Below are 23,136 nucleotides of genomic sequence, written 5' to 3'. Positions count from 1 at the left end.
GGTGCGTGAAGACTTGCAAACGCTCTGTAGCGCGGCGGCGTTCAGTTTTCCGTTCGTCGGTCGCCGACGTCTCCGTCCTCGACCGGGTAGTTCTCGAACTCGACCGTACACCACGGACAGAACGAGATTTCCGGGTCGATCTCGCCGCCGCAGTTCGGACACTGCGGCGCGTCGGTCGACGTCGGTCCGCGGGTCGCGAGACGGTAGGCGTCGAGCGCACTGAGCAGCAGGAGCGCAAACAGCGGCGCGGTGACGATTGTCGGCAGCGACGACGGCTGCATCGCCGCGACGGACGCGGGATCGGTGAGACTGACCGTCGTCGGATCGACGAACACCGAGAGAAGCACGAGTGCCGCCCCGATGACGAACGAAAACCACGCTGCGCCCCGTCGCCACTCGCGGAGGTAGAGATGTCCGGCCCCGGCGACGCCGACGCTGGCACCGAGGACGGCGACGAGCGTCGCGATCATCGCACGGCGTCGCGTTCGAGTCATATCCGTGGCCGACGCCGTGGGCGTTCTTAAACTCACGGGAATGTCTCTCGCTGTCACGCAGGTGAGCGACGACTGTCTCGCGGGGGGCCGACGGCTGTCTGGCGGAGAAGAGGTGGCCAGAAAATGAGGTGTGCCGACGAAATCGCCGCGCCGACGGCGATACCGAGATCCGGCTTACGCGAGGCCGATGCTCTCTTCGGCTTCGAGCAGTTCGTGGTATCGGTTGCGGATCGTGACCTCGGAGATGTCCGCAACGTCGCTCACGGCGGCCTGCGTCGTCTTCTCGTTGGTGAGCAGGGCGGCGGCGTAGACGGCGGCGGCCGCGAGGCCGACCGGCGACTTTCCGGAGTGGACGCCCTTCTCTTTGGCGTTCTTCAGCAGCTGGCGTGCGCGGAGTTTCGCCTCGTCCGAGAGGCCCAGCTCCGAGGCGAATCGGGGGACGTACTGCTCGGGGTCGGCGGGCTTGACTTCCAGCGACAGTTCGCGGGCGATGTAGCGGTAGGTTCGCGCGACCTCGCTCTTGGGGACGCGGGAGACCTCCGCGATCTCGTCGAGCGAGCGGGGGACGCCCGCCATCCGCGCCGCAGCGTAGACACACGAGGTGGCGACGCCCTCGATGGAGCGGCCGGGGAGCAGATCCTCGTCGAGCGCGCGGCGGTAGATGACAGAGGCGGTCTCTCGGACGTTCTCGGGGAGGCCGAGCGCAGAGGCCATCCGGTCGATCTCGCCGAGCGCCTGTTTGAGGTTGCGCTCTTTCGAGTCGCGCGTCCGGAAGCGCTCGTTCCACTTGCGGAGGCGCTGCATCTTCTGGCGCTGGTTCGACGACAGCGAGTTGCCGTAGGCGTCGCGGTCGCGCCAGTCGATGTTCGTCGAGAGCCCCTTGTCGTGCATCGTGTTCGTCGTCGGCGCGCCGACGCGGGACTTCTGGTCTTTCTCCTTGGCGTCGAACGCGCGCCACTCGGGGCCGCGGTCGACCGAATCCTCGGTGATGACCAGACCACAGTCGTCACAGACGGTCTCGCCGTGTTCGTCGTCGACGACGACGTTGCCGCCACACTCCGGACAGGAGAGCTCTTCCTCGGTGGATTCTTCTTCGGTCTCTTCTTCTTCTTCCTGGCCGGGTCGTACCCACCGCTGGCCGGCCGAGTCGCCGTCTCGGCCGTCGTTCGTTCGCGATTCGTCTCTCGTTCTCGCGTTCACGCGAGTGTACGTACTCTTCTCGCTCATCGGTATAGCGACGAATGCTCCGTGCCACAGACACGGGGTAAGAGAGGCCCGGAGCGGTCCGTACCCATTCCACCGACGGAGAATATAAAAGCAGTTCGGAATCGCTCGCCCGAATCCAGTGCACAGCCTCGAATCGCGTGGTCTGTCGAAATAGACCGTTATGATTTATATAGTCGGTACTGCCGGCACGGCTCACCCAAAACGCGGCCCAGTCCCGTCCACAACGCACTTGATTGTTCCCCGTCGACGACGACTATGTACTCTTCTCGCGGCGACGACGCAGCCGGGGGGGCCGGCTCGGCCGGCGACGTCGAGCGCGTCGTCTCGCTCGCGCCGAGCGCCACGGCGACGGTGGCGGCGATGGGTGGCGAGGACCTCCTCGTCGGCGTGACGACGCACTGCCCGCTGGACCGCACGGCCGTCGGCGGGTGGCTGAATCCCGACTACGATCGGCTGGCCGACCTCGATCCCGATCTGGTCTGCACCGCCGACGCGTTGCAAGCGGACGTTCGCGACGAACTCACAGCGCGCGGCTACGACGTCTGTCACGTCGAGCCCGACCGACTGGACGCCGTCGTCGACTCCTTCGCGACGCTCGGCCGTGCCGTCGGTCGTCCCGAAGCGGGCGAACGGCTGTCCGACGAGGCCCGTCGCCGGATCGATGCGGTGCGGGACCGCGTTCCGGAGCGAAGCGACAGCGAGCAAGGCGACGACGACGCACGACCGGTCGTCTACTGCGAGGAGTGGGGCGAGCCGCCGATGGCGGCCGGCAACTGGGTCCCGGAGGTCGTCGAGGCGGCCGGGGGCAGCTACCCCTTCTGTGACCCCGGCAAGCGCTCCCGCGAGGTGACACGCGAGCAGGTCGAAGCGGCGGCTCCGGCGCACGTGATCGTCCATCACTGCGGCCACGGCGACCGGGCCGACCCCGACATCCTCGCCGACCGCGGGTGGGACCTCGACGCGTCCGTCCACGTGCTCGACGACGACCTCCTGAATCAGCCGAGTCCGCGGCTCCTCGACGGCGTCGAGACGCTCGCTGCACTCTTCCACGGCGAATAGCTGGAGTGGGTACTCCGAATCGCACAGAAGCGACACACGTATCGCCGGCGATCGTTCACTGGGGGGTATGTACGTCGCAGTCGGTAGCGGCAACCCGGTGAAGCGCGACGCGACGGCCCGCGTGTTCCCCGGCGCGACCGTCGTCGCCGAAGCAGTCCCATCGGGCGTCTCCGAGCAACCGATCGGGCACGACGAGACGCGAGCGGGAGCGCAGAACAGAGCCGAAGCGGTGCTCGAAACAGTTCGAGACGAAGTGGACGATCCCGAGGAGGCCCGTCTCGGCGTCGGTATCGAAGGCGGTGTCGCGTCCTTCGGTGACGGCCGCGTTGTCGACGACGCCAACGCGACCGCCAACGCGATCGTCGACGCCGAGGCACCCGCGACCGACACGTACCTCGTGATGTGGGCGGCCGTCACCGACGGCGACCGCTGGGGCGTCGGCTCCGGGCCGAGCCTCCTCCTCCCGGAGTCGATCGCGACTCGCATCCACGACGGCGAGGAGTTGGGGCCGGTGATGGACGACGTGCTCGGTGAGTCGGACGTCGCGAAGAACCAGGGCGCAGCGGGCGCGTTCACCGCCGGACAACTGACGCGCACCGACGCGCTGGAAGATGCCGTCGCGGCTGCCGCCGCGCCGTTCCTGAGCGGCCTCTACTAAGAGTCTCAGTCCAGTTCCGGCGCTTCCTCGCGCGCTTCGCGTACGTCGCGCGTCTCCTCGACCGCCGTCGTCAGCGAGACGTTGAGACCGAGCATCGAGGCGTAGCCGCCGATCACGGTGACGATGTTCTTGACGGCGTGGTCAAGCACGGCCGCGCCCAGCGCGAGCTCGGCTCCGAGCGGAGTCAGGCCGACGACGAGCAGCGTGAACGCGCCCTCGTAGAGACCGACGCCGCCGGGAGACAGCGGAAGCACCTTCGCGAGGTTTCCGACGCTGACGGCGAAGAAACTCACCGCGATCAGTTCCACGGCCGGCAGCCCGGGAGAGAACGCCGCGAGGACCAAAAGCGCCGTGACGACGTCGAGCGTCCAGACGAGGACGCTCGTCGCGCCGACGCGGGCGAACCCGCGCCGCGTGCCGGCGACGGTCTGGAGATCGCCGACGAAGCGCCCGATGACGCCGGCGACGAAGTCGGCGTACGAGTCCGTACTCACGCGGTAGACGAGCGCGGTGACGACGTCGCGGTCGCTCCGGGCCGACAGCGCGATGCCGATCACGGCGGCGATGGCGACGAGTCCGACGCCCATCGCGACGACGACGGCCACGCGGCCCGCGCCCTCCGCGCCGACGACGGTTCGGGCTAACTCCGCTGTCTGCCCCGTCGCCGTGTAGCCGAGCAGAACGACGCCGGCCATCGACGCGATGGTGAGCAGATCGAAGACCCGCTCGGCCGCCAGCGACGCGAAGCCCGAGGGGTACGGAATGCCGCGACGGGCCTTGACGACGTACGCGCGGATCAGGTCTCCGGCACGTGCGGGAAAGACCAGGTTTCCGGTCTGGCTGATAAACACCGCGCCCGTCAAGAAGCTCAACTGCTCGCGATATCCCAACTCGGTGAGAATATCCTGGTAACGGAACCCGCGGAGCGGCCACGAGAGGACGTAGACGAGCGCGGCCGCGCCGACCAGCGCGGGATCGGCGTCGCGCATCTCCGCGAGCACCGTCCCGAAGTCGAGGTACTGCGTCATCAACACGAGCGCGAGGACGGCCAGTACCGCACCGGCCGCGAGCCCGACCCGCTGGGAGAGGCGCGGACGAACCGACAACTGCCACCACGTCCGCAGAATCTGACTGCCCATTCCGAGGACGTCGCGGACGAGATCGACTTTCGTGTCGCCCTTCGGCGTCCAGTCGACGGGGAACTCAGTCACCTCGTAGCCCGCTCGCTGCGCCCGGACGAGCATCTCGGTGTCCCAGAACCAGTGGTCGTCTTCGACCTCCTCTGCGAGCGTCTCGAGCGCCTCGCGGCTGAACGCCTTGAAGCCGCACTGGTGATCTCGGAGGTCAGAGCGGAGGAACGTACGCACCAGGCCGTTGTACACGCGGCTGGGGACGCCGCGCTTTGCCGGTCTGTCAGCGACGTTCTCGGGCATCCAGCGCGAACCGGTCGCGACGTCGGCCTCGCCGGAGCGGACGCGCTCTACGAGCTCTTCGAGATGGCGCATATCGGTCGCTAGGTCGGTATCGAAGTAGACCAGCACATCGCCGTGTGCGGCCTCGAAGGCGTGTTCGAGCGCGCCACCGCGCCCGAGCCGCTCGTCGCTGTGGAAGTGCCTGACGCGGTCGTCAGCGGCCGCCAGACGGTCTGCGATCTCGGGCGTCCGGTCGTCGCAGCCGTCCTCGGCGACGATGACCTCGAAGGTCCCCGGTTCGAGGAAGTCGCCGAGCGTCCCGAGCGTCGTCTCCACAGTCGACTCGATGGTGCTGGCTTCGTTGTACGCGGGGAGCACGACGCTCACAGCGATGGAGGGGGCCGCGCCGTCGCTGGCGCGGTCGGCGGGCGGGCCGCGGGCGGCACCGTCGGAGGGACCCATTGGTGCTTTCTGGCCGGGCGGCGCGTATGAACTTTCTGCCTCGGCGCGGGTGGTCTGCCCCGTTAGGCGACCGTACCCCGAAGCCGAGAATAGCACGTGGAAACGCGGCCCCAATCGCGAAAGACCGCATTACTGCGGCGTGTTAACCGCACGTACCAAACCCCTCATAGGGAGATACACCGTGTGTAGGAGTATGAGCGCGACCGCCTCCACGACGACCGCACCGAACCTCAGCGACAAACAGCGGCAGATTCTCCAGTACCTCCGCGCGAACGCCGACACGCAGACGTACTTCAAGTCGCGGTTGATCGCGGAGGATCTCGGTCTCTCGGCGAAGGAAGTCGGAGCCAATATGCGTGCCATCCTCGACGGCGACGTCGGCCTCACCATCGAGAAGTGGGGCTACTCCTCGGGGACGACCTGGAAAGTGACCCAGTAGCCTGCCACAGGTGCGTCGCGAAGAACGGGATCAATCGGAACGACGGAGTCAGTCGTCTGCGCCGTCCCGCGGCTCGTATCGGATCAGCGAGTCGGCCTCGTCGGCCAGGGCGGCGGCCTCGGGTCCGAGCGAGTCGGCGTATCTGACGACGAGAGTGAGGAGCGTCTCCGGCCGTTCGACGGCGTACGCGCCGTCGCGCGAGAGCAGCCCGGCGTCGTCGAGTTTACGAGCGTACCCGCTCACGGTCGCTCGCGACACGTCGAGGTGCTCTGCGATCGCTGCGCCGCTCGTGTCCGGGTCGCGGAGGAGGGCAACGAGCATTCCGCGCGGCGTGCGTCGACGGAGGTACCCGAGCGCGACCTGTTCGAACTCGGAGAACCGGTCTGCGTGGAAGAACCGCTTGTAATCGCCGTCGCGGCGGAACACGAGAACGCCGTCGTCGACGAGTTGCCGGAGGTGGTGCTGGGTCTCGCCCGTCCCCAGACTGAGGTCGTCGCGGATCTTCGAGAAGTGCGCACCCGGCGTCGACGCCACGTAGCCGACGATGGCGTCGCGGGCGTCGCTCGTCGAGTCGGACGCGGCTTCGGCCTCGCCACTGGCACCGAGTCCAGCGAGCGGCGACGCCGCCCCCAGCGCGGCGAAACGCCGGAGCGTCGCCCGCTTCTCCTCGTCGATGTCGTGGTTCGGCATTCGAATCTACCACTAGTACGACTCGACACGGAGAAAAGCGCTTCGCTCGTCTCAGCGAAATCGGACGAAAAAACGCGAACGCGGGTAACGTCGCCGGAACGCGTCGGTAACGCGGTCCTACTCCCGCTCTTTCTCGACGGCGCGGTCGTCGTCATCCGCGGCTTCGTCGCTCTGTTCTGTCGGGGCTTCCGTGTCGGTCGCGGCTTGTGCGTCGGCGACGACGTCTTCGGGATCTTTGATCGCGGCCTCGTCTGCGGCGTCGGCCTCGTCGATGACCGCGTCGGCGCTCCGGATGTCGGTGCCCGCGCCGCGCTTGATCGCTTCGGCCTCCTGTTCGAGTTCTTCGACGTCCATCTCGGTGGCCTGATCGATCTGCCCGAGGATCTCCTCGATGTCGTCGAGGCCGAGGAGTTCGCGCGTCTCCGCGTCGAAGTCGAGGCTGTCGAGGCCGGCCTGCTCTTGGACGTCGGAGTCGGTCAACTGCCGGCCGTAGCGGCCGAGGAGGCTCGTGAGTTCCTGCGGGAGGACGAACGTCGTCGACTCGCCCTGCCCGATCGTCTCTAAGCTCTCCATACCCTTCTCGATGATCGCGCGTTCGCCCATCGATTCGGCGGACTTCGCGCGGAGGACCGTCGAGATGGCGTCACCCTGTGCTTCCAGGATCTGACTCTGCTTTTCACCCTGGGCGCGGATGATGTTCGACTGCTTCTCACCCTCGGCCTGCTCGACCGCAGAGCGGCGCTCACCCTGCGCTTCCAGGATCATCGCACGGCGACGGCGCTCGGCGGACGTCTGCTGCTCCATCGCCTGCTGGACGTCCTGGGAGGGGTTGACCTCGCGGACCTCGACGCTCTCGACGCGCACGCCCCACTCGTCGGTCGGCTCGTCGAGTTCGCGGCGGATTCGGCCGTTGATCTCCTGACGCTTGTTGAGCGTGTCGTCGAGCTCCATGTCACCGATGACGGCCCGCAGCGTCGTCTGTGCGAGGTTCGAGACGGCGCGCTTGTAGTCGTCGACCTCCAGGAACGCCTTCTTCGCGTCCATCACCTTGATGTAGACGACGGCGTCGGCGGTCACCGGCGAGTTGTCGCGGGTGATCGCCTCCTGTCGAGGCACGTCGAGCGTCTGCGTCCGCATATCGAACGGATACGTCCGCGAGACGAACGGCGGGATGAAGTTGATGCCGGGCTGGAGGAGCTTTCTGTACTCACCGAACACCGTCAGCGCCTTCTTCTCGTAGGCGTCGACGATCTCGACCATCTGGTAGACGATGACGATCGCGAGGAGGAGCACGAGTATCCCGATCGTCGGGATACCGAGACCTGTCTGTAATGGAACGGGACCAAGTACCATACGCGGACTTAGTGTGTGGGTCTGATAAGCGTTGGCCCAGTGGGACTGAGAAATTCGGCGACGCGAGTGCGCACAGAATCGCGGTACGTCGGTGAGACCGGTTCGGCCGCCGTCTCCGTGTCGTCGTGTTTCAGTATCGTTACGTCTTGCTGCCGTCGCGTCCCGGCGTCGTCGCAGCCGCGGTCAGGCGCGCTCGGTCTCCATCTCGGTATCGCCCTCGCTGTCTGCTCTCTCGACGTCGTCCGACCGCGACGCCCGACCCTGATCGAGTTGGCGGTCGATCTCGTCGTAGCCTGACGAGAGCGACTCGACGGTGACGACGTTCCCGCCGCCGGGATCGACGACGACGACTTCCGTCCCGACGGGGAGTTCGCCGTCCACCGATCGCGCGGCGTAGAAGGGGTTGAAGCCGCCGTCGTCGAGTTTGACCTCGCCGTCGGTCGGGGTCACGCGTTCCGTGACGCGGCCGGTCCGGCCGCGGAGGCTCGCCGAATCGCTCGTCTGTTCGGTGCCTTTGCCGCCGTAGATGTCGAACTCGCGGTAGCCGTAGAGCGCAAGCGACCCGAAGACGAGGACGAGGACGCCGAGGACGATCGGTGAGGCCAGCGGCCCGAGGACCAGCCCGACGAGTCCGGCCGCGAGGAGGGCGATGCCGAGGACGATGAAGTGCGCGCCCGGCGCGAAGGCTTCGAGGAAGCTGACACCGAGTCCGGCGGTGACCAGCAACAGCGGCAGCGTCTCCGGCGGGATCGAGAGCTGCAGGGCGACCGAGAGCGCTGATTCGAGCATACGAGCGTTAAGTCTGGCGCACGATTAAGCGTTGTCACGAGGCATCGATGCACACGTTGGGAAACCGGGCGACGGGAGCGTGCGGCATCGGTCGATCGACCAACTGCGTGGCGTGACCGAGCGTGCGGCATCGGTCGATCGGCCAACGGTGGCGTGATCGCGCGTGCGACACCGTCGGGACGGCCGTCGGAGGCGCTATTCGCGCTCTGGGACGGTCGCCTCGGGCGTGATCGTGGTATCGCGGGTGAAGCGGACGTCCAGTTGCCCGGTCATCAAGAGCGTCGCGCTCTCTCCGTCGGCGGGAACGCTGAAGACCGTCCACACCTCCCGCGACTCCCCAGGTTCGAACAGTCCAGCGGAGGGGAAGCCGGTCACGCCGTCGAGCGGTTGATGCGCGTAGCGCTCGCCCGCGACCTCGACGGCCAACTTCGACTGTGCGAACTGCGTCGGACTGTCGGCCCGGTTGGTGACGTTCATCCGAACTAGGAGGAACGTCTGTTCGTCGGGGGCGTCGTAGGTGGTCCCGTTCACCGTCAGCGCCTGCGCCGTCTTCGCATTCCAGCGCACGTCCGCCGTCGCGTTCGCACTCGCCGTCGAGACCGCCGAGACGTCGAGGCCGTCGTCGCCGCCGGAGGCGAAGGGACCCCCGAGGCCGAGCGCCGGCCCCAGCGCAGCCCCGAGCACGAACGCGACGACGAGGACGATCGGGATGACAGTCGCCGGCAGAGAACGCGAGGAGAGCGCGCGGATCCGGTCCGTGACTCCGGCGTCGGCCTCGGGGTCGCCGCTCGAATCGGGAGCAGAATCGGCCTGCGCCCCCGACGCATCCGCGTCGTCGCTGTCGTCCCCGTCGCCGCGGTCGAGTTTCGCGCGGATCGCCGCGAGCGACTCACCGAAGTCGGGGACGCTGTCGACGACGGACGCGGGAATCGGCACGCCGAGGGCCTGGAGCCGCTCGACGACCGCTTCGAGGCCGCTCGTCTCGGTGTACTGCTTCAGGACGTCCTCGAAGCCGCCCTCCTCGACTGTCTCGGCGAGCGTCGCGCGGTCGAGGAGGTGGACGCTGCGCTGGGCGGCCACCTTCTTGGCGCCGTCCGCGAACGCGCCCTGCGTCGCGACGACGGCCACGTCGATGCTGCGTTTCCGACAGAAGGCGACGAACTGCTTGAGGTGCCGTTCGGTGACCGTCGCCGTCGTCGTCGGGAAGGCGTAAATGACGCCGCGCTTGCCGTCGCCCCGCTCGCCGATCACGAACCGCGTCTCGTCGGCGCGCTCTTTGACGGAGATCTCCCAGCCCCGCTCGCGCCAGAGGTCCGCGAGGAACGCGACGAAATCCTCGGGCTCCAGTTCGGGGATCACGACGACCCACCTCGGCGTGCGAGCAGTGCACCGGCGCCGAGCAGCGCGGCGACCGCGACGCCCGGCGACAGCGGGAGACTCGACTGCGAGGCACCAGCGGGCGCCAGCGGCGTCCGCGTGACGACGGGGTACGGCGTCGCCGTGGACGTCGCCGTCGCCGTCGCGGTCTGCGTCGGTGTGCTCGTCTCAGTCGGTGCCGGCGGGAACTCGATCCGCGCCGTGTCGTTGACGACGGCGTCGTTCGCGGTGTAGGCCGCCGCGTCGGGGTCGTAGGACTGTTCCTCGCCCGCGCGGACCAGTTCGGCGCGGATCTGCTGGGCCTCGAACAGCGGCGTCCCCAACTCCGCTGTCACGTTCGTGTGCTCGCCGGGCGCGAGGTAGTCGCTCCGTCCGACAGACGACCCGTCGGCGTCTTCCAAGCGAACGAAACCGCCCGCGGGGACTTCGGCGCTCGCGATCCGTAGCGTCGTTCCGTTCGCCGTCTGGTCTTCGATGCGGACGCTCGGGTCCGGCGCGACAAGGTAGACGTCCTGTGCGGTCTGCAAGAAGTGATTTCGGACCCAAAGCGTCGCGTTCGTCCCCCGAGAGACCGACGAGAGGTCGAACGACGCCTCGAAGTCGCCGTCGGGGCCGACGGTGGCATCGCGCAACTGCAGGAACGCGTTCGGATCCGGGGATCGGAGGCGGACTTCCAGCGTCGTGTTCGGCGCGCGGTTCGTCGTCCCGGAGACGGCGAACGAACTGTTCTCCCAGGGGTAATGCACCGAGTCGTTGTCCGGCGACAGCGACACCGACTGCGAACTGAGGTGGAACGGCGTCGACGCGATCGTCGTCGGCGAGTCGGCGAGGCCGCTCTCGTCGGTCAGCGTCAGGGCCGCGCGGTAGCGATTGCGCTTCTCCAGATTCCCGATCGGCACCTCGCTCGTGTCCCAGAGCACGTAGATCTCGTCGTTCGCGAGACTCGGTAGCACGGAGACGTTCGCCGAGGCCGTCGCGACGTACTCCCGTGGCTCCTGGTTCGGCCCGGGCGTCGTCTGCGTGAAGTTCACTTTGAGCCCGTTAGCCGCCGCGGCACCGGTGAGGTCGCTCGTGTTCAGCGCCGTCTCCAGCCCGCTCTCCTCGAAGCGAACGACGGCGTAATCGCCGCGTGCGAGGTCGGTTCCGGCGCTCATCGTCGTCTCCAGGGGTCCGACGTTGGCGTCTCCGTCTTCGCCCCCGTCGACGTACTCCGAGGGCTCGAATTCCGCCGGCGCGCGGTACGATTCCGCTGTCGTCTCGCCCCGTGGGTCGACGGTGAGCGTCCCGATGTCGCGCTCGACGCCGTCGATAGAGACGCGGAGCAGGTAATCTTCGGGCTCGATCGGGTCGTCGAGCGGTGCGGAGTGCAGCGTCGCCGACCCGCCTTCGACGAAGACGGCTGGATCGGCGGCAGTCGTCTGGCGTGTGTCGAGAGTTACTTCGGACGTGCCGCTGCCGCCGAGCGCGACGGTGAGGTGAAAGCCGTACTCCGGACCGCCGATCGTCACGTTCGCGGGGTCGGAGTGTGAGACCGAGAACGTCACCTCGTCGCCGCGGGTGACGGTCACGTTGCCGCCGGGGAACGACGCCGAGGCGTCGTCGGTCTGTTGCGGCGCGCGATCGGCGGCTGCGAGTGCGTGCGGAGAACCGCTGTGGCTGTCCTCGCCGATCGTCTCGGTCCCGGCGCTGTGGGCCACTCCCGGCGCCGTCGACGCAGTGGCGAACCCCGAAACGGGCGTCGCACCGCCGACGAGGAGGGAGAGGGCGATAGCGAGAGCGAGGTAGGGATGGGCGTGAGACATCGGCGATACGGTCGTCTCCCTACGCTACCGACCAACTCGCATAAAACGCTGCGGTCACAGGATCAGAACTGATAACGGACGTGCAGCACGGAGGCCGAAATCGAGTGGCGGCGAGCCGCTCAGAGTACGCCCGGGACGATCGCTGACGCGAGGAGCGCGACCGTACCGAGCGCGCCGGCAACCACGAACAGCGCGTTCTCCGCGTCGGGATCGCCGGGTTCGATCGGCGCACGGAGCGAGAGCCGTCCGTCGCCGAGTCCGTCGGCATCGACGTCGGTCGCAGGCGGCGCAGCGTCCTGGTCAGTTCGGGTCTCGTCGAGCTCCCGGTCGGGACCAGTGTCCGGATTACTCATTACGAGTAGTACGACTGCCACAGGAAAAGACTTGCCGCCTCGGACGCCTATCGGATCTCGGCGTCTCGCGTGCGATGTCTGATGACGTCGCCCTCGTAGACGATGCCGCGTTCGGCGTGCAGCGTCAAAGTCGTCCCGGACGACAGCGACGTCGGCAGGGGCGCGCCCGATATCATCGGGATGTCGAGTTCGCGAGCGACGAGCGCCGGATAGCCCGTCATCCCGGGACGCGCGTCGACGATGCCGCCGAGTTTGGCGGCCTCGCCGTCGAACTCGCCGTCGAAGGTCGCCGGCAGTGCCAGGATCGCTCCGTCGGGGACCGACGAGAGGTCGCCGTCCTCGGTGACTGCGAGCGGTCCGGCGACGCGGCCTCCGACGACCTTCCGGCCCGTCGCGACGGCCTCGGCGGCGACGTGGAGTTTCAGCATATTCGTCGTGTTCGTGCCCTCCAGTTCGGTCATCATCCCCGAGAGGACGACGAGCGTGTCGCCGGATTTCGCGACGCTGGCGTCGAGCGCGGCGTCGACGGCGTCTTCCATCATCGCGTCGATGCCGTCGCGGTACGCCGAGTAGACCGGGATGACACCCCACGAGAGGGCGAGTTGCCGGCGGACGCGGTCCGTCGGAGTCGTCGCGACTACCGGGACTGCCGGCCGGAACTTCGCCGTCTTCCGCGCGGTGTAGCCGGACTCGGAAGCGGCGACGATGGCGCTCGCGCCGACGTCGCGGGCGAGATACCGCGCCGAACGGGCGAGCGCCTCGGTGCGGGAGTCCTCGTCGGGCGTCGGGATCCGCTGTTCGCGCCCCTCGGCGTACTCGTCGCTGGCTTCGACCTGCCGGACGATCCGGTCCATCGTCTCGACGACGCGTACCGGGTCGTCGCCGATCGCGGTCTCGCCCGAGAGCATCACCGCGTCGGTGCCGTCGAGGACCGCGTTCGCGACGTCGGAGGCCTCCGCCCGAGTGGGTCGGCGGGCGTGCACCATCGAATCGAGCATCTCGGTCGCCGTGATGACGGGCGTCCCGGCGGCGTGGCACTTTCGGATGATCCGCTTTTGGATGATCGGGACGTCTTCGAGCGGCATCTCGACGCCGAGGTCGCCGCGGGCGACCATCACGCCGTAGGCGGCGTCGATGATCTCGTCGAGGTTCTCGACGGCCCCCGCGCGCTCGATCTTCGCGACGACGGGGATGTCCGCGCCGAGTTCGTCGAGCGCGTCGCTGATGGTGTAGACGTCTTCCGCAGAGCGGACGAAGGAAGCGGCGACGAAGTCGGCCTCGGTCTCGGCGGCGACGGCCAGTTCCGCGCGGTCGCCTTCGGTGATGAGGTCGATGTCGAGGTCGACGCCCGGGAGGTTGACGCCCTTCCGCCCCCCGAGCTCGCCGCCGGAGTCGACGCGCGCGACGACGCCGTCGTCGTCGACGCGGACGACCGTGGCCTCGATCCGGCCGTCGTCGAGGAGCACTGTATCGCCCGGCTCGGCGGCCGTGATCGAGTACGAGAGCCCGATCGTTTCGGGCGTCGCCTCCTCGCCCGCGACGAACCGGACCTCCGTGTCGGCCGCCAGCGTGATCGGGTCTTCGAGCGGCGCGGTCCTGACCTCGGGGCCCTGGAGGTCGACCATCGCGGCAAGCGGACTCTCGGTCACGTCGTCCACGGATCGAATGCGTTCGATGACCTTCCGGCGGTGGTCCGGCGTCCCGTGGCTCGCGTTGAGCCGCGCGACGCTCATTCCCGCCTCGGCGAGGCCCCGAATCGTGGATTCGTCGTCCGACGCCGGGCCGAGCGTGCAGACGATTTTCGCCTTTCTCATAGAACTCCCTACTCGGGAGTGAGTTAAAAAGACCGACGATGGGGCGGCCGGCAGAACGAGGCGTCTACTGGACTTTCGTTCCGGGGACGGCGTCGCCGTGGGTGGTCAGGAGGTCGGCCTGATCGCCCGCCGCGAGCAGCATCCCGTTTGATTCGACGCCGAACAGTTCGGCCTTTTCGAGGTTGGCGACGACGACGATCTTCGTGCCAGGGAGCGAATCCAGGTCGTGGAGCTGTTTGATCCCGGCGACGATCTGGCGCTCTTCGACGCCGATGTCGACCGTCAGCTTCGCGAGTTTGTCTGCGCCCTCGACGCCCTCGGCGGCGACGATCTCGCCGATTCGGATGTCGAGGTCCTGGAAGTCCTCGAAGCTGATCCGCTCGTCGGCGACCGGTTCGAGGTCGGCCGCCGCTTCCTCGCTCGGCTCGTCGCTGTCGCCGTCGCCGGTACCTGCGTCGGCCTCGTCGTCCGCGTCGGCCTCGCTGTCTTCGGTTGCGGCGTCGACCCGTGCTTCGAGCTTCTCGTTCAGTTCCTCGACGCGCTCCTCGGGGATCTTCTCGAACAGTTCCGTCGGTTCGTCGAACGCCGCGGCCGGGGCGTCGAGTGCGGCGTCGATGCCGACGGTGTGGACGTCGCCCTCCTCGTTGAGGTCGTCCCAGAGGTTCTCGGCCGCCTCGGGCGTGACCGGCTCGAAGAGCACGGCGACGGCCTTCGCGATCTGGACGCAGTCGCGGATGACCTGCGCCTTCTCGGGATCGTCGTCGTCGAGCTTCCAGGGTTCGTTCCGCTGGATGTACTCGTTACCGAACTGCGCGAGACGGACGGCGGCGTCGCCGACCTCGCGGACCGAGTACTCGTTGACGCCGGCCTCGAACTCGGCCATCGCGGTCTCGATGCGCTCACGGACCGACTCCGAGAGGTCGACGTCGGGGGTGCCGCCGAACTCGCGGGCGGCGAAGAGCAGCGAGCGGTACGCGAAGTTGCCGACCGTGCCGACGAGTTCGTTGTTCACGCGCTCGCGGAAGCGCGCCCACGAGAAGTCGACGTCCTGCTGGAAGCCGCCGTTGGTCGCGAGGTAGTAGCGCAGGAGGTCGGGACGGAAGCCCTCCTCGAGGTACTCGTCGGCCCAGACCGCGCGGTTTCGCGAGGTGGAGAAGCCCTTGCCCTCCAGCGTGATGAACCCGGAGGCCATCACGGCGCGGGGTTCGACGTAGCCCGAGGCGTGGAGCATCGCCGGCCAGAACACCGTGTGGTGCTGGATGATGTCGCGGCCGATGATGTGGACGATGTCGCCGTCCTCGCGCCAGGCTTCCTCCCAGTCGAAGACGTCGGGGCCGACGCGTTCGGTGTACTGCTTCGTCGAGGAGATGTACTCGATCGGCGCGTCGACCCAGACGTAGAGGACGAGGTCCTCCTCGCCGGGGTAGTCGACGCCCCACTCCATATCGCGGGTGATACACCAGTCCTGGAGTTCGCCCTCGATCCACTCGCGGGGCTGATTCTGCGCGTTCGAGGTGCCTTCCAGGCGGTCGATGAACTCGCCGAGATAGTCTTGGAGATCGGAGACGGCGAAGAATTTGTGCTCTCGGTTCCGGTACTCCGCTGAGTTGCCCGTGATCGTCGAGACGGGATCTTCGATCTCGCCGGGTTCGAGGTGGCGACCGCACCCCTCGTCGCACTCGTCGCCGCGGGCGTGTTCGCCGCAGTACGGGCAGGTTCCCTCGACGAAGCGGTCGGGGAGCCACTGGTCGGCGTCGGGGTCGTAGGCGACCGGGATCTCCTTCTCGTAGACGTAGCCCTCCGCTTCGAGGGTCCGGACGATCTCCTGGGTCGTCTCCGTGTTCGTCGCGTCGTCCGTGTGCCCGTAGTTGTCGAACTCGACGTCGAACTTCGGGAAGGTCTCCTCGTACTGTTCGTGGTGTCGGAGCGCGAACTCCTCGGGCGTGACGCCCTCCTGGGCGGCGTTGACGGCGACCGGGGTGCCGTGCATATCCGACCCGCAGACGAACGCGGTCTGCTGGCCGAGTCGCTTCAGCGCGCGACTGTAGATGTCGCCGCCGACGTACGTTCGGAGGTGGCCGATGTGCAGGTCGCCGTTGGCGTACGGCAGCCCGCAGGTCACCACCGCCGGGTTCTCGGTGGGGAAGTCCTCGTGGCTCATAGGGGGTACTCTCAGCGGCGGCACCAAAATCCCGCTGATTCGGAGTCGCCGGTGGGCCGCCTCTCAGTGACGAAGTCGACCCCAACTAGACGATCGACAGCACGGTGCCGACGCCGACGACGGTGACGACGAGGCGACCGACGCTTCCGACGAACGTCGCGGCCGCGAACTTCACGTAGTCCTCTTCGAGCACGGCGAACGCGTAGATCGAGAGGGTGTCCGGGAAGAACGGGATCGAGAGCGCGACCGCGAGACCGGCGTATCCCCACTTCTGTGCGATGTCGACGGTGCGGCGCTCTGACCACTCGATCACGTCGAACCGGGACCGCCGCAGGAACCGGATGACCGGTCCCGCCTCCTTGACCTCCTGACCGATGTGGAACGCGAAGACGCTGCCCGCGGCCTTTCCGACGCCGGTCACGAGCGTGATGACCGCGAGTCGTCCCGTCTCCGAGAGGCCGAGATTCAGCGGTGCGAGCAGAACGATCTCGCTCACACCGGGCAGCGCGAACGCGATGAGGAACGAGTAGACGAAGATGATGCCCAGCCCGGGCCATCCGGTCGCCGTCTCGACCGCCGCCGAGAGCCAGCCGAACTCGGGCAACAGATCACTCGCGAGCGCGAGCCCGACAGTGCTGGCCGTATCGACGACGAGGTCGAGCGGTACTGCCGTGACAGGGAGGGACACGTTACCGGAGAGTGAGACGCACGGGGTCGTAAGTCTTGAGTTTCCGGGCGAAGTTGGCGCCGTGGACGCGAGGGCGGCTACCGGATCTCGTCGAGGTCCGAGAGGAAACCGTGGAGCACGTCGCGGGTGACGTGTGGCATCACGACGATCCGAGTCAGCCCCGAGCCGGTGCGGGAGAGCCGCCAGCCGCGGTCACGGATCCGCTCGAACGTCGGGGCGTCGACGTCGGCGACGACGATCGGGAGCGCCACGTCGGCGACGTCGTAGCCGCGCTCTCGGAGTTCGGTCGCCAGCCACCGCGCGAGGCGGTCGGCGCGCTCGTACTCGCGGCGGTAGCCGTCGGGCCACAGCGCGTCCATCGCGGCGACCGCGCCCGCGACGCCGGCCCCGCTCCGCGTTCCCGTGAGCGACGCCTGCGAGGTCGACTCCAGATACGGCGTGTCCACCGCGAGCGCGTCCAGGCCTGCGCGCTCGCGGAACAGGAGGCCGCCGGCGGGGATGACCGCACGCCCGCACTTGTGAGGGTCGATCGTCAGCGAGTCGATCGGCGCGTGCGCGAAGCTCCACTCGTAGTCGGTGAAGGGGAGCAGAAAGCCACCCCACGCGGCGTCGACGTGACAGTACGCGCCGGCGTCGTGAGCGATCCTGGTGAGTTCCGGAATCGGGTCGACACGGCCGTACTCAGTGGTTCCGGCGACGCCGAGCACTAACACCGTCTGGTCGTCGACGGCGGCCCGCACGCCTTCGAGGTCGACGCGGTGGGCGTCGTTCGTCGGGACCGAACGGAGTTCCACGTCGAGGACGTCGGCAGCCTTGGGAAACGAAAAGTGCGCGCTCTCGGGGACGACGACGTTCGGGTGCTCGACGTCCCGACGGTTCCGAGCGGAGCGGACCGCCTGGATGTTCGCCTCGGTCCCGCCGCTCGTGATGTATCCATACGGGGCGTCGGCCGCTGGCCGGCCGGCACCCGTTCGTGACGACGAAGGGGCTGTAGCTGCGTCGTCGAGGCCGGCGAGCCGCCCGAGTCCGGCCACCGCGCGCGATTCGAGGTCGGCGACTTCGGCGTACGTCGCCGGATCCCCCGGGTTCGTCGCGAGAAATCGCTCCGCCGCGTCCCGCGCGGCGGGATGTGGCTCCGTGCACATCGACGAGAGCACGCGGTCGAACTCCTGCGGGGCCGCCCGCTGCATAGCGCCTCTTACTTCCCGGCCGCGTTTAGTGGTTCCGTTTAGTGATCAGACCAGGGCGCACCGGAGATCAGCGAACGGAATCGAGCAGGAGGCGCTGTTCGACCCGCTTGACCTCGTGCTGGACATCGCGAACGGCGTCGATGTTCGCCGAGACCGACGAGACGCCCTTCTCGACGAGGAACTGGACCATCTGCGGCTTCGAGCCGGCCTGCCCGCAGATACTCGTGCGGACGTCGAGGTCCCGGCACGTTTCGATGGTGTCGCCGATGAGCTTCAGAACTGCCGGATGGAGTTCGTCGAAGCGGTCGGCGACGCGCTCGTTGTTGCGGTCGACTGCGAGCGTGTACTGCGTGAGGTCGTTCGTCCCGAAGGAGACGAAGTCCATACCGGTTTCGGCCATCGACTCGACTTCGAGCGCGGCCGCCGGCGTCTCGATCATCACACCCCACTCGCGCTTCGTGGGGTCGATGCCGGCCTGTTCCATCAGATTCCGCGCACGGAATACGTCCTCTGCGTCGTTGACGAGCGGGAACATCACCTCGACGTTGTCGTAGCCCATCTCGAAGATCCGCCGGAACGCCTCCAGCTCGTGCTTGAACAGATCCGGGTTGTCGAGCGAGCGGCGGATGCCGCGGTATCCGAGCATCGGGTTGTGCTCGTGTGGCTCGTCGTCGCCGCCCTCCAGCTGGCGGAACTCGTCGGTCGGCGCGTCGAGCGTGCGCACGCGGACGGGACGCGGATAGAATGCCTCCGCGGCGGTCCGGATGCCGTCGACGAGTTCGTCGACGTACGCCCGTTCGCCATTGTCGGCGATGTACTTCGTGGGTGTCTTGCCGAGCGAGAGCACCATATGCTCGATGCGGAGGAGTCCGACCCCGTCGGCACCCGTCGCGGCGGCGCGCTCTGCAGCTTCGGGGATCGAAACGTTGACCTTCACTTCGGTCGCCGTCATCGGCTTCACGGGCGTCTTCGGGCGCGCCTCCTCGATCGGTTCGGGCGTCTCTTGCTTGGGTTCGGCTCCCTCACTAACTGTGCCCTTGTCGCCGTCGATCGTGATCGGCTGGCCGTCTTCCAGTTGCCGGGTGGCCGAACCGGCACCGACGACTGCGGGGACCCCGAGTTCGCGCGAGACGATCGCAGCGTGGGAGGTCATCCCGCCCTCGTCGGTGACGATACCCGACGCGCGCTTCATCGCGGGCACCATATCAGGCATCGTCATCTCGGTCACGATGATGTCGCCCTCGCCGACCTGGTCGAGGTGGTCGAGTTTCGTGACGATCCGGGCCTCGCCGGAGGCGATGCCGGGGCTCGATCCGAGTCCGCGGAAGAGGACGTCGCCGGACTGGGAGGTGTCGCCTGCCTGGACCTGTCCGCCGTTCGCGCCGGCGGCCGCCTCGGCGGATTCCTCGTCGTCGGAGATGGTCGTGATCGGCCGCGACTGGAGCATGTACACCTCGCCCTCGTGGATCGCCCACTCGACGTCCTGCGGCGTCCCGTAGTGGTCCTCGACGCGCTCACCGAGCGCAACGAGTTCTTCGATCTCCTCGTCGGAGAGCACGCGTGCGCTCCGCTTTTCGTCGGGGACCTCCGTCTCGATGGTCTCGCCGGTCTCCTCGTCTTTGACCATCATCATCTTCTTGTCGGCGACGGTGATGGTCTCGACTTCGGCAGTGTCCCGGTCGATGACGTAGTTGTCCGGCGAGACAGACCCGGAGACGACCGCTTCGCCGAGTCCCCACGCGGCCTCGATGATGATCTGCGGCTCGCCCGTCGAGGGGTGCGACGTGAACAGCACGCCGGACTTCTCGGCGTCGACCATCTCCTGTACGACGACGGCGATGTCGACCTGGTCGTGCGGGAAGCCCTGTCGGTTCCGGTAGTAGATCGCTCGCTGGGAGAACAGCGACGCCCAGCACTCCTTGACACGCTCGACCAGTGCGTCCTCCTGGACGTTCAGGAAGGTCTCCTGTTGGCCGGCGAAAGACGCGTCCGGCAGGTCCTCGGCGGTTGCAGACGAGCGGACGGCGACGAAGCGTTCGCCGTCGCCGAGGTCTTGGTACGCAGCGAGGATTCCCTCCCGAACGTCGTCGGGGACGGGGGTGTTCATAATAAGTTCGTGAGCGCGTTCGTGCGCCTCACGAAGCGCCTCGGTGTCTTCGTGATCGACGTCGACAGCCGAAAACAGCTCCTCGTCGATGCCTGCGTCCTCGATGAATTCACGGTATGTCCCGGCGGTCACGACGAACCCCGAGGGAACAGGCAGCCCTGCCCCGGTGAGTTCGCCCAGCGAAGCCGCCTTTCCGCCGACGCTCTCGATGTCGGCGGATCGCACGTCGTCCAGCCAAGCTACAGCCATTAGCGTGTGCAAGTCCGCAGATATCACTAAAGTACTTTCCGAAGCGTGAGACGCCGAATAAAACGTACTCGGAAGCGAATTTTTAATATATAATAGGTGAGGATGCGTGGCGCGCTCGCTCTTCGGCTCTGGACTACGACTCCGGGCGAGAAATTCTTTAGGCACGGCGCCCTGTGTCTATACGTGCTTCCGGAGTGGGTCTCGTTGTTGCCGCCGTGGCTCGTCTTCGGCCTCCTCGGGGGCGGTATCGCCTCCGTCGTCGCCGCGGGCGTGTTCGTCGTAGGCGGACGCCTCTTTCCGGACGAGCCGGCGCCCGCCAGCCACCGAATCGATGGCTCGACACGCCGACGCGTGGAGATTCGCGAGTATCTCCGCGAGATTTCCGAGCCGTTCGCCGAGGACCACGTCGTCCGCGGCGAAACGATCGAGTTCTACTTGCCGCGCCGGGACGTCGCGATCACCTTCGACGCGCAGGCGTACTTCAGACTCGAACGCGCAGGGACCTACACGGTCCTCTGTGAGCACGAGATGCCGGTCCACGCCCTCGGCCGTCGACTCCCGTTCGACGTCCCCACGTTCACCCACGGCCCTCGCTCGAACGCCAGAGCGGATCCGGTCTCGGAGGCGTTCGACTACCTGGACCTCTCTCGAGGTGCCAGTCCCGAGGCCGTCAGGACCGCCTACCGCGACCGCGTGAAGTCCGTCCATCCGGATCACGGCGGCTCACAGGCGGAGTTCAAGCAACTCCAAGAAGCGTACGCCACGGCACGAGAACACGCGAGCGAGTAAACTACTGTCTCACGAAGAGACAGTCCCAGTGCCGCCGAAGGCCCGGTCTGCCGCGAGGTTTTATATACGGAGCCGCGGCCAGACCGCGCGTAATGTAGCCCTCGCCACGGCGCGTTCCGCGGTTGCGTGGTACACCGAGCCGTGTGATTCGGAGACGGGCAGTCCCGTGCCACCTGTTCGCCTGCATCGAGAGGCGTCGCTCGGTGTTATAGGGGTTATCGTACGTCCGCATAGATTTCTCGCCGGACGGTCGGCGAGAATCTCCGAACAGTGACGATGACCCCTATCAGTCCGCCCCGTCGCTGTCGCTCGCCCCGTTCGGCTCGTCGGCCGCCGGCGTCGCCTCGTCACGTCCGGCTTCGGTTACCTCGTACAGGACGTCGCTGTCTCGAAGTGCGTCCGTCACGCGCCCCACGTTGTCCGCCGTAGCCACGACGACGCTGTCGACACCGCGGGCGGCCGCTGCTGCGGCGACTTCGCCGGCAGCGAACGACGTTTCGACGTCGACCTCGGCGGCTCGAAGCGCGACGACCGCTTCGACCCCGGCCGCGACGACGACGGCCGCATCGGCGCAGATCTCCGCCAGTTCGTCCGGCGACACCGCTCGGCTGCCGCCGGAGCGCGCCGACGGAACCTGAACGACGGTGACTTCGCCCGGCTCGATCTCGATGACGCCCTCGAAGCCAGTGACGCTCACGTCCTCGCCGGGGTCGGCGCTCGTCGTCGCGACGCCGGTCGCGGGACCGGAATCGCCCGGCGAGGCGTGCAGCAGTCCGTCGCGGAGCGACAGCGTCACCGTGTCGCCGGTCTCGATCGTCGCCGTGGCGATGGCGGCATCCTCCTGGACGCTTTCGAGCACGTCGTCGGTGACGTGCTCGGCGAATCGCTGGAGCCCTTTGGCCTCCTGGAACAGCCAGTCGACGCCCTCTTTCGTCACGCGGTACCGCGACCGCGCCTCCTTCTCGACGTAGCCGTCGTCGACGAGTTCTCGGATGTACTCGCTGACGGCCTGGCTCGTCACGCCGACGGCCTCGGCGATCTCGCCCTGGCTCACCGCCGGTTGCCGGTCCGCGATTTCGACGAGGATGCGAAACCGCGTCGCAGTCCGCTTGTCTTCGAGGGCTCCGCTCATACTGGCGTCCTTGCAGGCCGCCGAGAAAAATCCCACCGGAACCCGACGAGCGGGGCGCCCAAGCCGCCGAGCACGGCTCCGTAGTCACGCTATCGCCATCGACGCGTGCTCTCACTGCCATCGTCGGTGCGTGCTCCCACTGGCGTCACCGATATCACCGCCGCGTCCGTACATCGACCGTGGACGGCTTCCAGTTTCTCCCGCGGAGCGTCTTCCTGCCGACCGCGGACGCGCTCATCGTCGCCGACCTCCACGTCGGGCGGAACGAAGCGTCAGACGTCGCGTTTCCGCTCGGTGAGCGTCGCGACCTGCTCGACCGACTCGGCGCGCTGCTTGCCCGCACAGAGCCGACAACTGTGGTGTTCGCCGGCGACGTGCTCCACCGGTTCGAGACGGTCTCGGAGCGGAGTCGTGAGACGGTCGCCGAACTCGCAGCGGCGTGCCGCGAGGCTGGAAGCGATCCCGTGTTCGTTCGCGGGAATCACGACCCGATGTTGGACGCCGTCCGCGACGACGCCCGTGACGCCTACGTCGTCGCAGCGGACCCGCGAACCGTAGTCTGTCACGGTCACGAGGAGCCATCGCCCGACGCCGAGCAGTACGTGATCGGACACGACCACCCGGCGATCGACATCGAAGGGCAGCGGCAACCGTGTTTTCTCGACGCGCCGGCAGCCTACGAGGGCGCGGACGTGTTGATGCTGCCCGCGTTCTCGCGACTCGCTGCGGGCGTCGAGATCAACGATGCCCGCGGATCCGACCTCCAGTCACCACTCGTCCGCAACCTCGGCGACGTCCGACCGATCCTCTACGACGACGGGAGCGAGGAAGCCCTCACGTTTCCGCCGCTCGCGTCGTTTCGGCGACTGCTCTGAGGCTGTACGGCGCCCC

At 67.6% G+C, this 23,136-nt stretch carries 20 protein-coding genes; 5 read left to right on the top strand and 15 right to left on the bottom strand.

The window, feature by feature from the left end; genetic code table 11:
- Positions 1–41: 41 nt before the first annotated feature.
- Positions 42–494, bottom strand: a complete 453-nt coding sequence (locus D3D02_RS00870; protein WP_121568102.1) for a zinc ribbon domain-containing protein — start codon at positions 492–494, stop codon at positions 42–44.
- A gap of 174 nt (positions 495–668) precedes the next feature.
- Complete coding sequence (locus D3D02_RS00865) at positions 669–1,721, bottom strand: transcription initiation factor IIB family protein (protein ID WP_199722982.1); 1,053 nt, start codon at positions 1,719–1,721, stop codon at positions 669–671.
- A 255-nt stretch (positions 1,722–1,976) separates the two neighbouring features.
- Between D3D02_RS00865 and D3D02_RS00860 the strand changes: the two genes are divergently transcribed.
- Positions 1,977–2,780, top strand: coding sequence for a helical backbone metal receptor (locus D3D02_RS00860; RefSeq protein WP_121568101.1), 804 nt, complete (start codon positions 1,977–1,979; stop codon positions 2,778–2,780).
- Positions 2,781–2,847: 67 nt separating this feature from the next.
- Entirely contained in the window at positions 2,848–3,438 is a 591-nt protein-coding gene (locus D3D02_RS00855; protein WP_121568100.1) for a DUF84 family protein, read from the top strand.
- Between the two features lie 5 nt (positions 3,439–3,443).
- Here D3D02_RS00855 and D3D02_RS00850 read toward each other — a convergent pair whose 3' ends face one another.
- A complete protein-coding gene (locus tag D3D02_RS00850) occupies positions 3,444–5,312 on the bottom strand; it encodes a flippase-like domain-containing protein (RefSeq protein ID WP_121568099.1) in 1,869 nt (622 codons plus the stop codon).
- A 193-nt stretch (positions 5,313–5,505) separates the two neighbouring features.
- On the opposite strand from D3D02_RS00850, the gene D3D02_RS00845 reads away from it, so the two are divergent.
- Positions 5,506–5,751, top strand: coding sequence for a hypothetical protein (locus tag D3D02_RS00845; RefSeq protein WP_121568098.1), 246 nt, complete (start codon positions 5,506–5,508; stop codon positions 5,749–5,751).
- 48 nt (positions 5,752–5,799) lie between these two features.
- On the opposite strand, the gene D3D02_RS00840 is transcribed toward D3D02_RS00845, so the two are convergent.
- The 11 genes from D3D02_RS00840 to ppsA all read right to left on the bottom strand — a co-directional run bounded on the left by D3D02_RS00840 (position 5,800) and on the right by ppsA (position 20,324).
- Complete coding sequence (locus tag D3D02_RS00840) at positions 5,800–6,441, bottom strand: winged helix-turn-helix transcriptional regulator (RefSeq protein ID WP_121568097.1); 642 nt, start codon at positions 6,439–6,441, stop codon at positions 5,800–5,802.
- A 117-nt stretch (positions 6,442–6,558) separates the two neighbouring features.
- Positions 6,559–7,794, bottom strand: a complete 1,236-nt coding sequence (locus tag D3D02_RS00835; protein WP_121568096.1) for an SPFH domain-containing protein — start codon at positions 7,792–7,794, stop codon at positions 6,559–6,561.
- 183 nt (positions 7,795–7,977) lie between these two features.
- Positions 7,978–8,583 (bottom strand): NfeD family protein, encoded by a 606-nt coding sequence (locus D3D02_RS00830; RefSeq protein WP_121568095.1) that lies wholly within the window; start codon positions 8,581–8,583, stop codon positions 7,978–7,980.
- Positions 8,584–8,778: 195 nt separating this feature from the next.
- A complete protein-coding gene (locus D3D02_RS00825) occupies positions 8,779–9,942 on the bottom strand; it encodes a restriction endonuclease (RefSeq protein WP_121568094.1) in 1,164 nt (387 codons plus the stop codon).
- Entirely contained in the window at positions 9,939–11,762 is a 1,824-nt protein-coding gene (locus D3D02_RS00820; protein WP_121568093.1) for a BGTF surface domain-containing protein, read from the bottom strand. The genes D3D02_RS00825 and D3D02_RS00820 overlap by 4 nt, the downstream gene beginning before the upstream one ends.
- Positions 11,763–11,881: 119 nt before the next feature.
- Entirely contained in the window at positions 11,882–12,115 is a 234-nt protein-coding gene (locus D3D02_RS00815; protein ID WP_121568092.1) for a hypothetical protein, read from the bottom strand.
- A 47-nt stretch (positions 12,116–12,162) separates the two neighbouring features.
- Positions 12,163–13,929, bottom strand: coding sequence for a pyruvate kinase (gene pyk, locus D3D02_RS00810; RefSeq protein WP_121568091.1), 1,767 nt, complete (start codon positions 13,927–13,929; stop codon positions 12,163–12,165).
- A 64-nt stretch (positions 13,930–13,993) separates the two neighbouring features.
- Positions 13,994–16,090 (bottom strand): methionine--tRNA ligase, encoded by a 2,097-nt coding sequence (gene metG / locus D3D02_RS00805; RefSeq protein WP_121568090.1) that lies wholly within the window; start codon positions 16,088–16,090, stop codon positions 13,994–13,996.
- A gap of 85 nt (positions 16,091–16,175) precedes the next feature.
- Entirely contained in the window at positions 16,176–16,697 is a 522-nt protein-coding gene (locus tag D3D02_RS00800; RefSeq protein ID WP_121568421.1) for a YqaA family protein, read from the bottom strand.
- Positions 16,698–16,855: 158 nt separating this feature from the next.
- A complete protein-coding gene (gene mfnA, locus D3D02_RS00795; protein ID WP_121568089.1) occupies positions 16,856–17,968 on the bottom strand; it encodes a tyrosine decarboxylase MfnA in 1,113 nt (370 codons plus the stop codon).
- 67 nt (positions 17,969–18,035) lie between these two features.
- On the bottom strand, positions 18,036–20,324 hold the full coding sequence (gene ppsA, locus D3D02_RS00790) for a phosphoenolpyruvate synthase (RefSeq protein ID WP_121568088.1): 2,289 nt from the start codon (positions 20,322–20,324) through the stop codon (positions 18,036–18,038).
- Positions 20,325–20,507: 183 nt separating this feature from the next.
- On the opposite strand from ppsA, the gene D3D02_RS00785 reads away from it, so the two are divergent.
- Positions 20,508–21,113 (top strand): J domain-containing protein, encoded by a 606-nt coding sequence (locus D3D02_RS00785; protein ID WP_121568087.1) that lies wholly within the window; start codon positions 20,508–20,510, stop codon positions 21,111–21,113.
- Between the two features lie 286 nt (positions 21,114–21,399).
- Here D3D02_RS00785 and D3D02_RS00780 read toward each other — a convergent pair whose 3' ends face one another.
- Positions 21,400–22,245: a MarR family transcriptional regulator gene (locus D3D02_RS00780; protein ID WP_121568086.1), complete on the bottom strand. Its 846-nt coding sequence runs from the start codon at positions 22,243–22,245 to the stop codon at positions 21,400–21,402.
- A 179-nt stretch (positions 22,246–22,424) separates the two neighbouring features.
- On the opposite strand from D3D02_RS00780, the gene D3D02_RS00775 reads away from it, so the two are divergent.
- Positions 22,425–23,120 carry a metallophosphoesterase gene (locus tag D3D02_RS00775; RefSeq protein ID WP_121568085.1) on the top strand — a complete coding sequence of 232 codons (696 nt, stop codon included), beginning with the start codon at positions 22,425–22,427 and terminating at the stop codon, positions 23,118–23,120.
- Positions 23,121–23,136 lie beyond the last annotated feature (16 nt).

This window comes from Halobellus sp. Atlit-38R, assembly GCF_003665925.1.
Taxonomy (GTDB): Archaea; Halobacteriota; Halobacteria; order Halobacteriales; family Haloferacaceae; genus Haloquadratum; species Haloquadratum inordinatus.
Note: the sequence above shows the minus strand (reverse complement) of the source record. Positions and strands in the feature narration are given on the sequence as shown.

Bases quoted from the DNA above. Each gene is read 5' to 3' on its own strand.
- D3D02_RS00870 (WP_121568102.1), bottom strand. From the start codon at position 494: ATGACTCGAACGCGACGCCGTGCGATGATCGCGACGCTCGTCGCCGTC.
- D3D02_RS00865 (WP_199722982.1), bottom strand. From the start codon at position 1,721: ATGAGCGAGAAGAGTACGTACACTCGCGTGAACGCGAGAACGAGAGAC.
- D3D02_RS00860 (WP_121568101.1), top strand. From the start codon at position 1,977: ATGTACTCTTCTCGCGGCGACGACGCAGCCGGGGGGGCCGGCTCGGCC.
- D3D02_RS00855 (WP_121568100.1), top strand. From the start codon at position 2,848: ATGTACGTCGCAGTCGGTAGCGGCAACCCGGTGAAGCGCGACGCGACG.
- D3D02_RS00850 (WP_121568099.1), bottom strand. From the start codon at position 5,312: ATGGGTCCCTCCGACGGTGCCGCCCGCGGCCCGCCCGCCGACCGCGCC.
- D3D02_RS00845 (WP_121568098.1), top strand. From the start codon at position 5,506: ATGAGCGCGACCGCCTCCACGACGACCGCACCGAACCTCAGCGACAAA.
- D3D02_RS00840 (WP_121568097.1), bottom strand. From the start codon at position 6,441: ATGCCGAACCACGACATCGACGAGGAGAAGCGGGCGACGCTCCGGCGT.
- D3D02_RS00835 (WP_121568096.1), bottom strand. From the start codon at position 7,794: ATGGTACTTGGTCCCGTTCCATTACAGACAGGTCTCGGTATCCCGACG.
- D3D02_RS00830 (WP_121568095.1), bottom strand. From the start codon at position 8,583: ATGCTCGAATCAGCGCTCTCGGTCGCCCTGCAGCTCTCGATCCCGCCG.
- D3D02_RS00820 (WP_121568093.1), bottom strand. From the start codon at position 11,762: ATGTCTCACGCCCATCCCTACCTCGCTCTCGCTATCGCCCTCTCCCTC.
- D3D02_RS00815 (WP_121568092.1), bottom strand. From the start codon at position 12,115: ATGAGTAATCCGGACACTGGTCCCGACCGGGAGCTCGACGAGACCCGA.
- pyk (WP_121568091.1), bottom strand. From the start codon at position 13,929: ATGAGAAAGGCGAAAATCGTCTGCACGCTCGGCCCGGCGTCGGACGAC.
- metG (WP_121568090.1), bottom strand. From the start codon at position 16,090: ATGAGCCACGAGGACTTCCCCACCGAGAACCCGGCGGTGGTGACCTGC.
- mfnA (WP_121568089.1), bottom strand. From the start codon at position 17,968: ATGCAGCGGGCGGCCCCGCAGGAGTTCGACCGCGTGCTCTCGTCGATG.
- ppsA (WP_121568088.1), bottom strand. From the start codon at position 20,324: ATGGCTGTAGCTTGGCTGGACGACGTGCGATCCGCCGACATCGAGAGC.
- D3D02_RS00780 (WP_121568086.1), bottom strand. From the start codon at position 22,245: ATGAGCGGAGCCCTCGAAGACAAGCGGACTGCGACGCGGTTTCGCATC.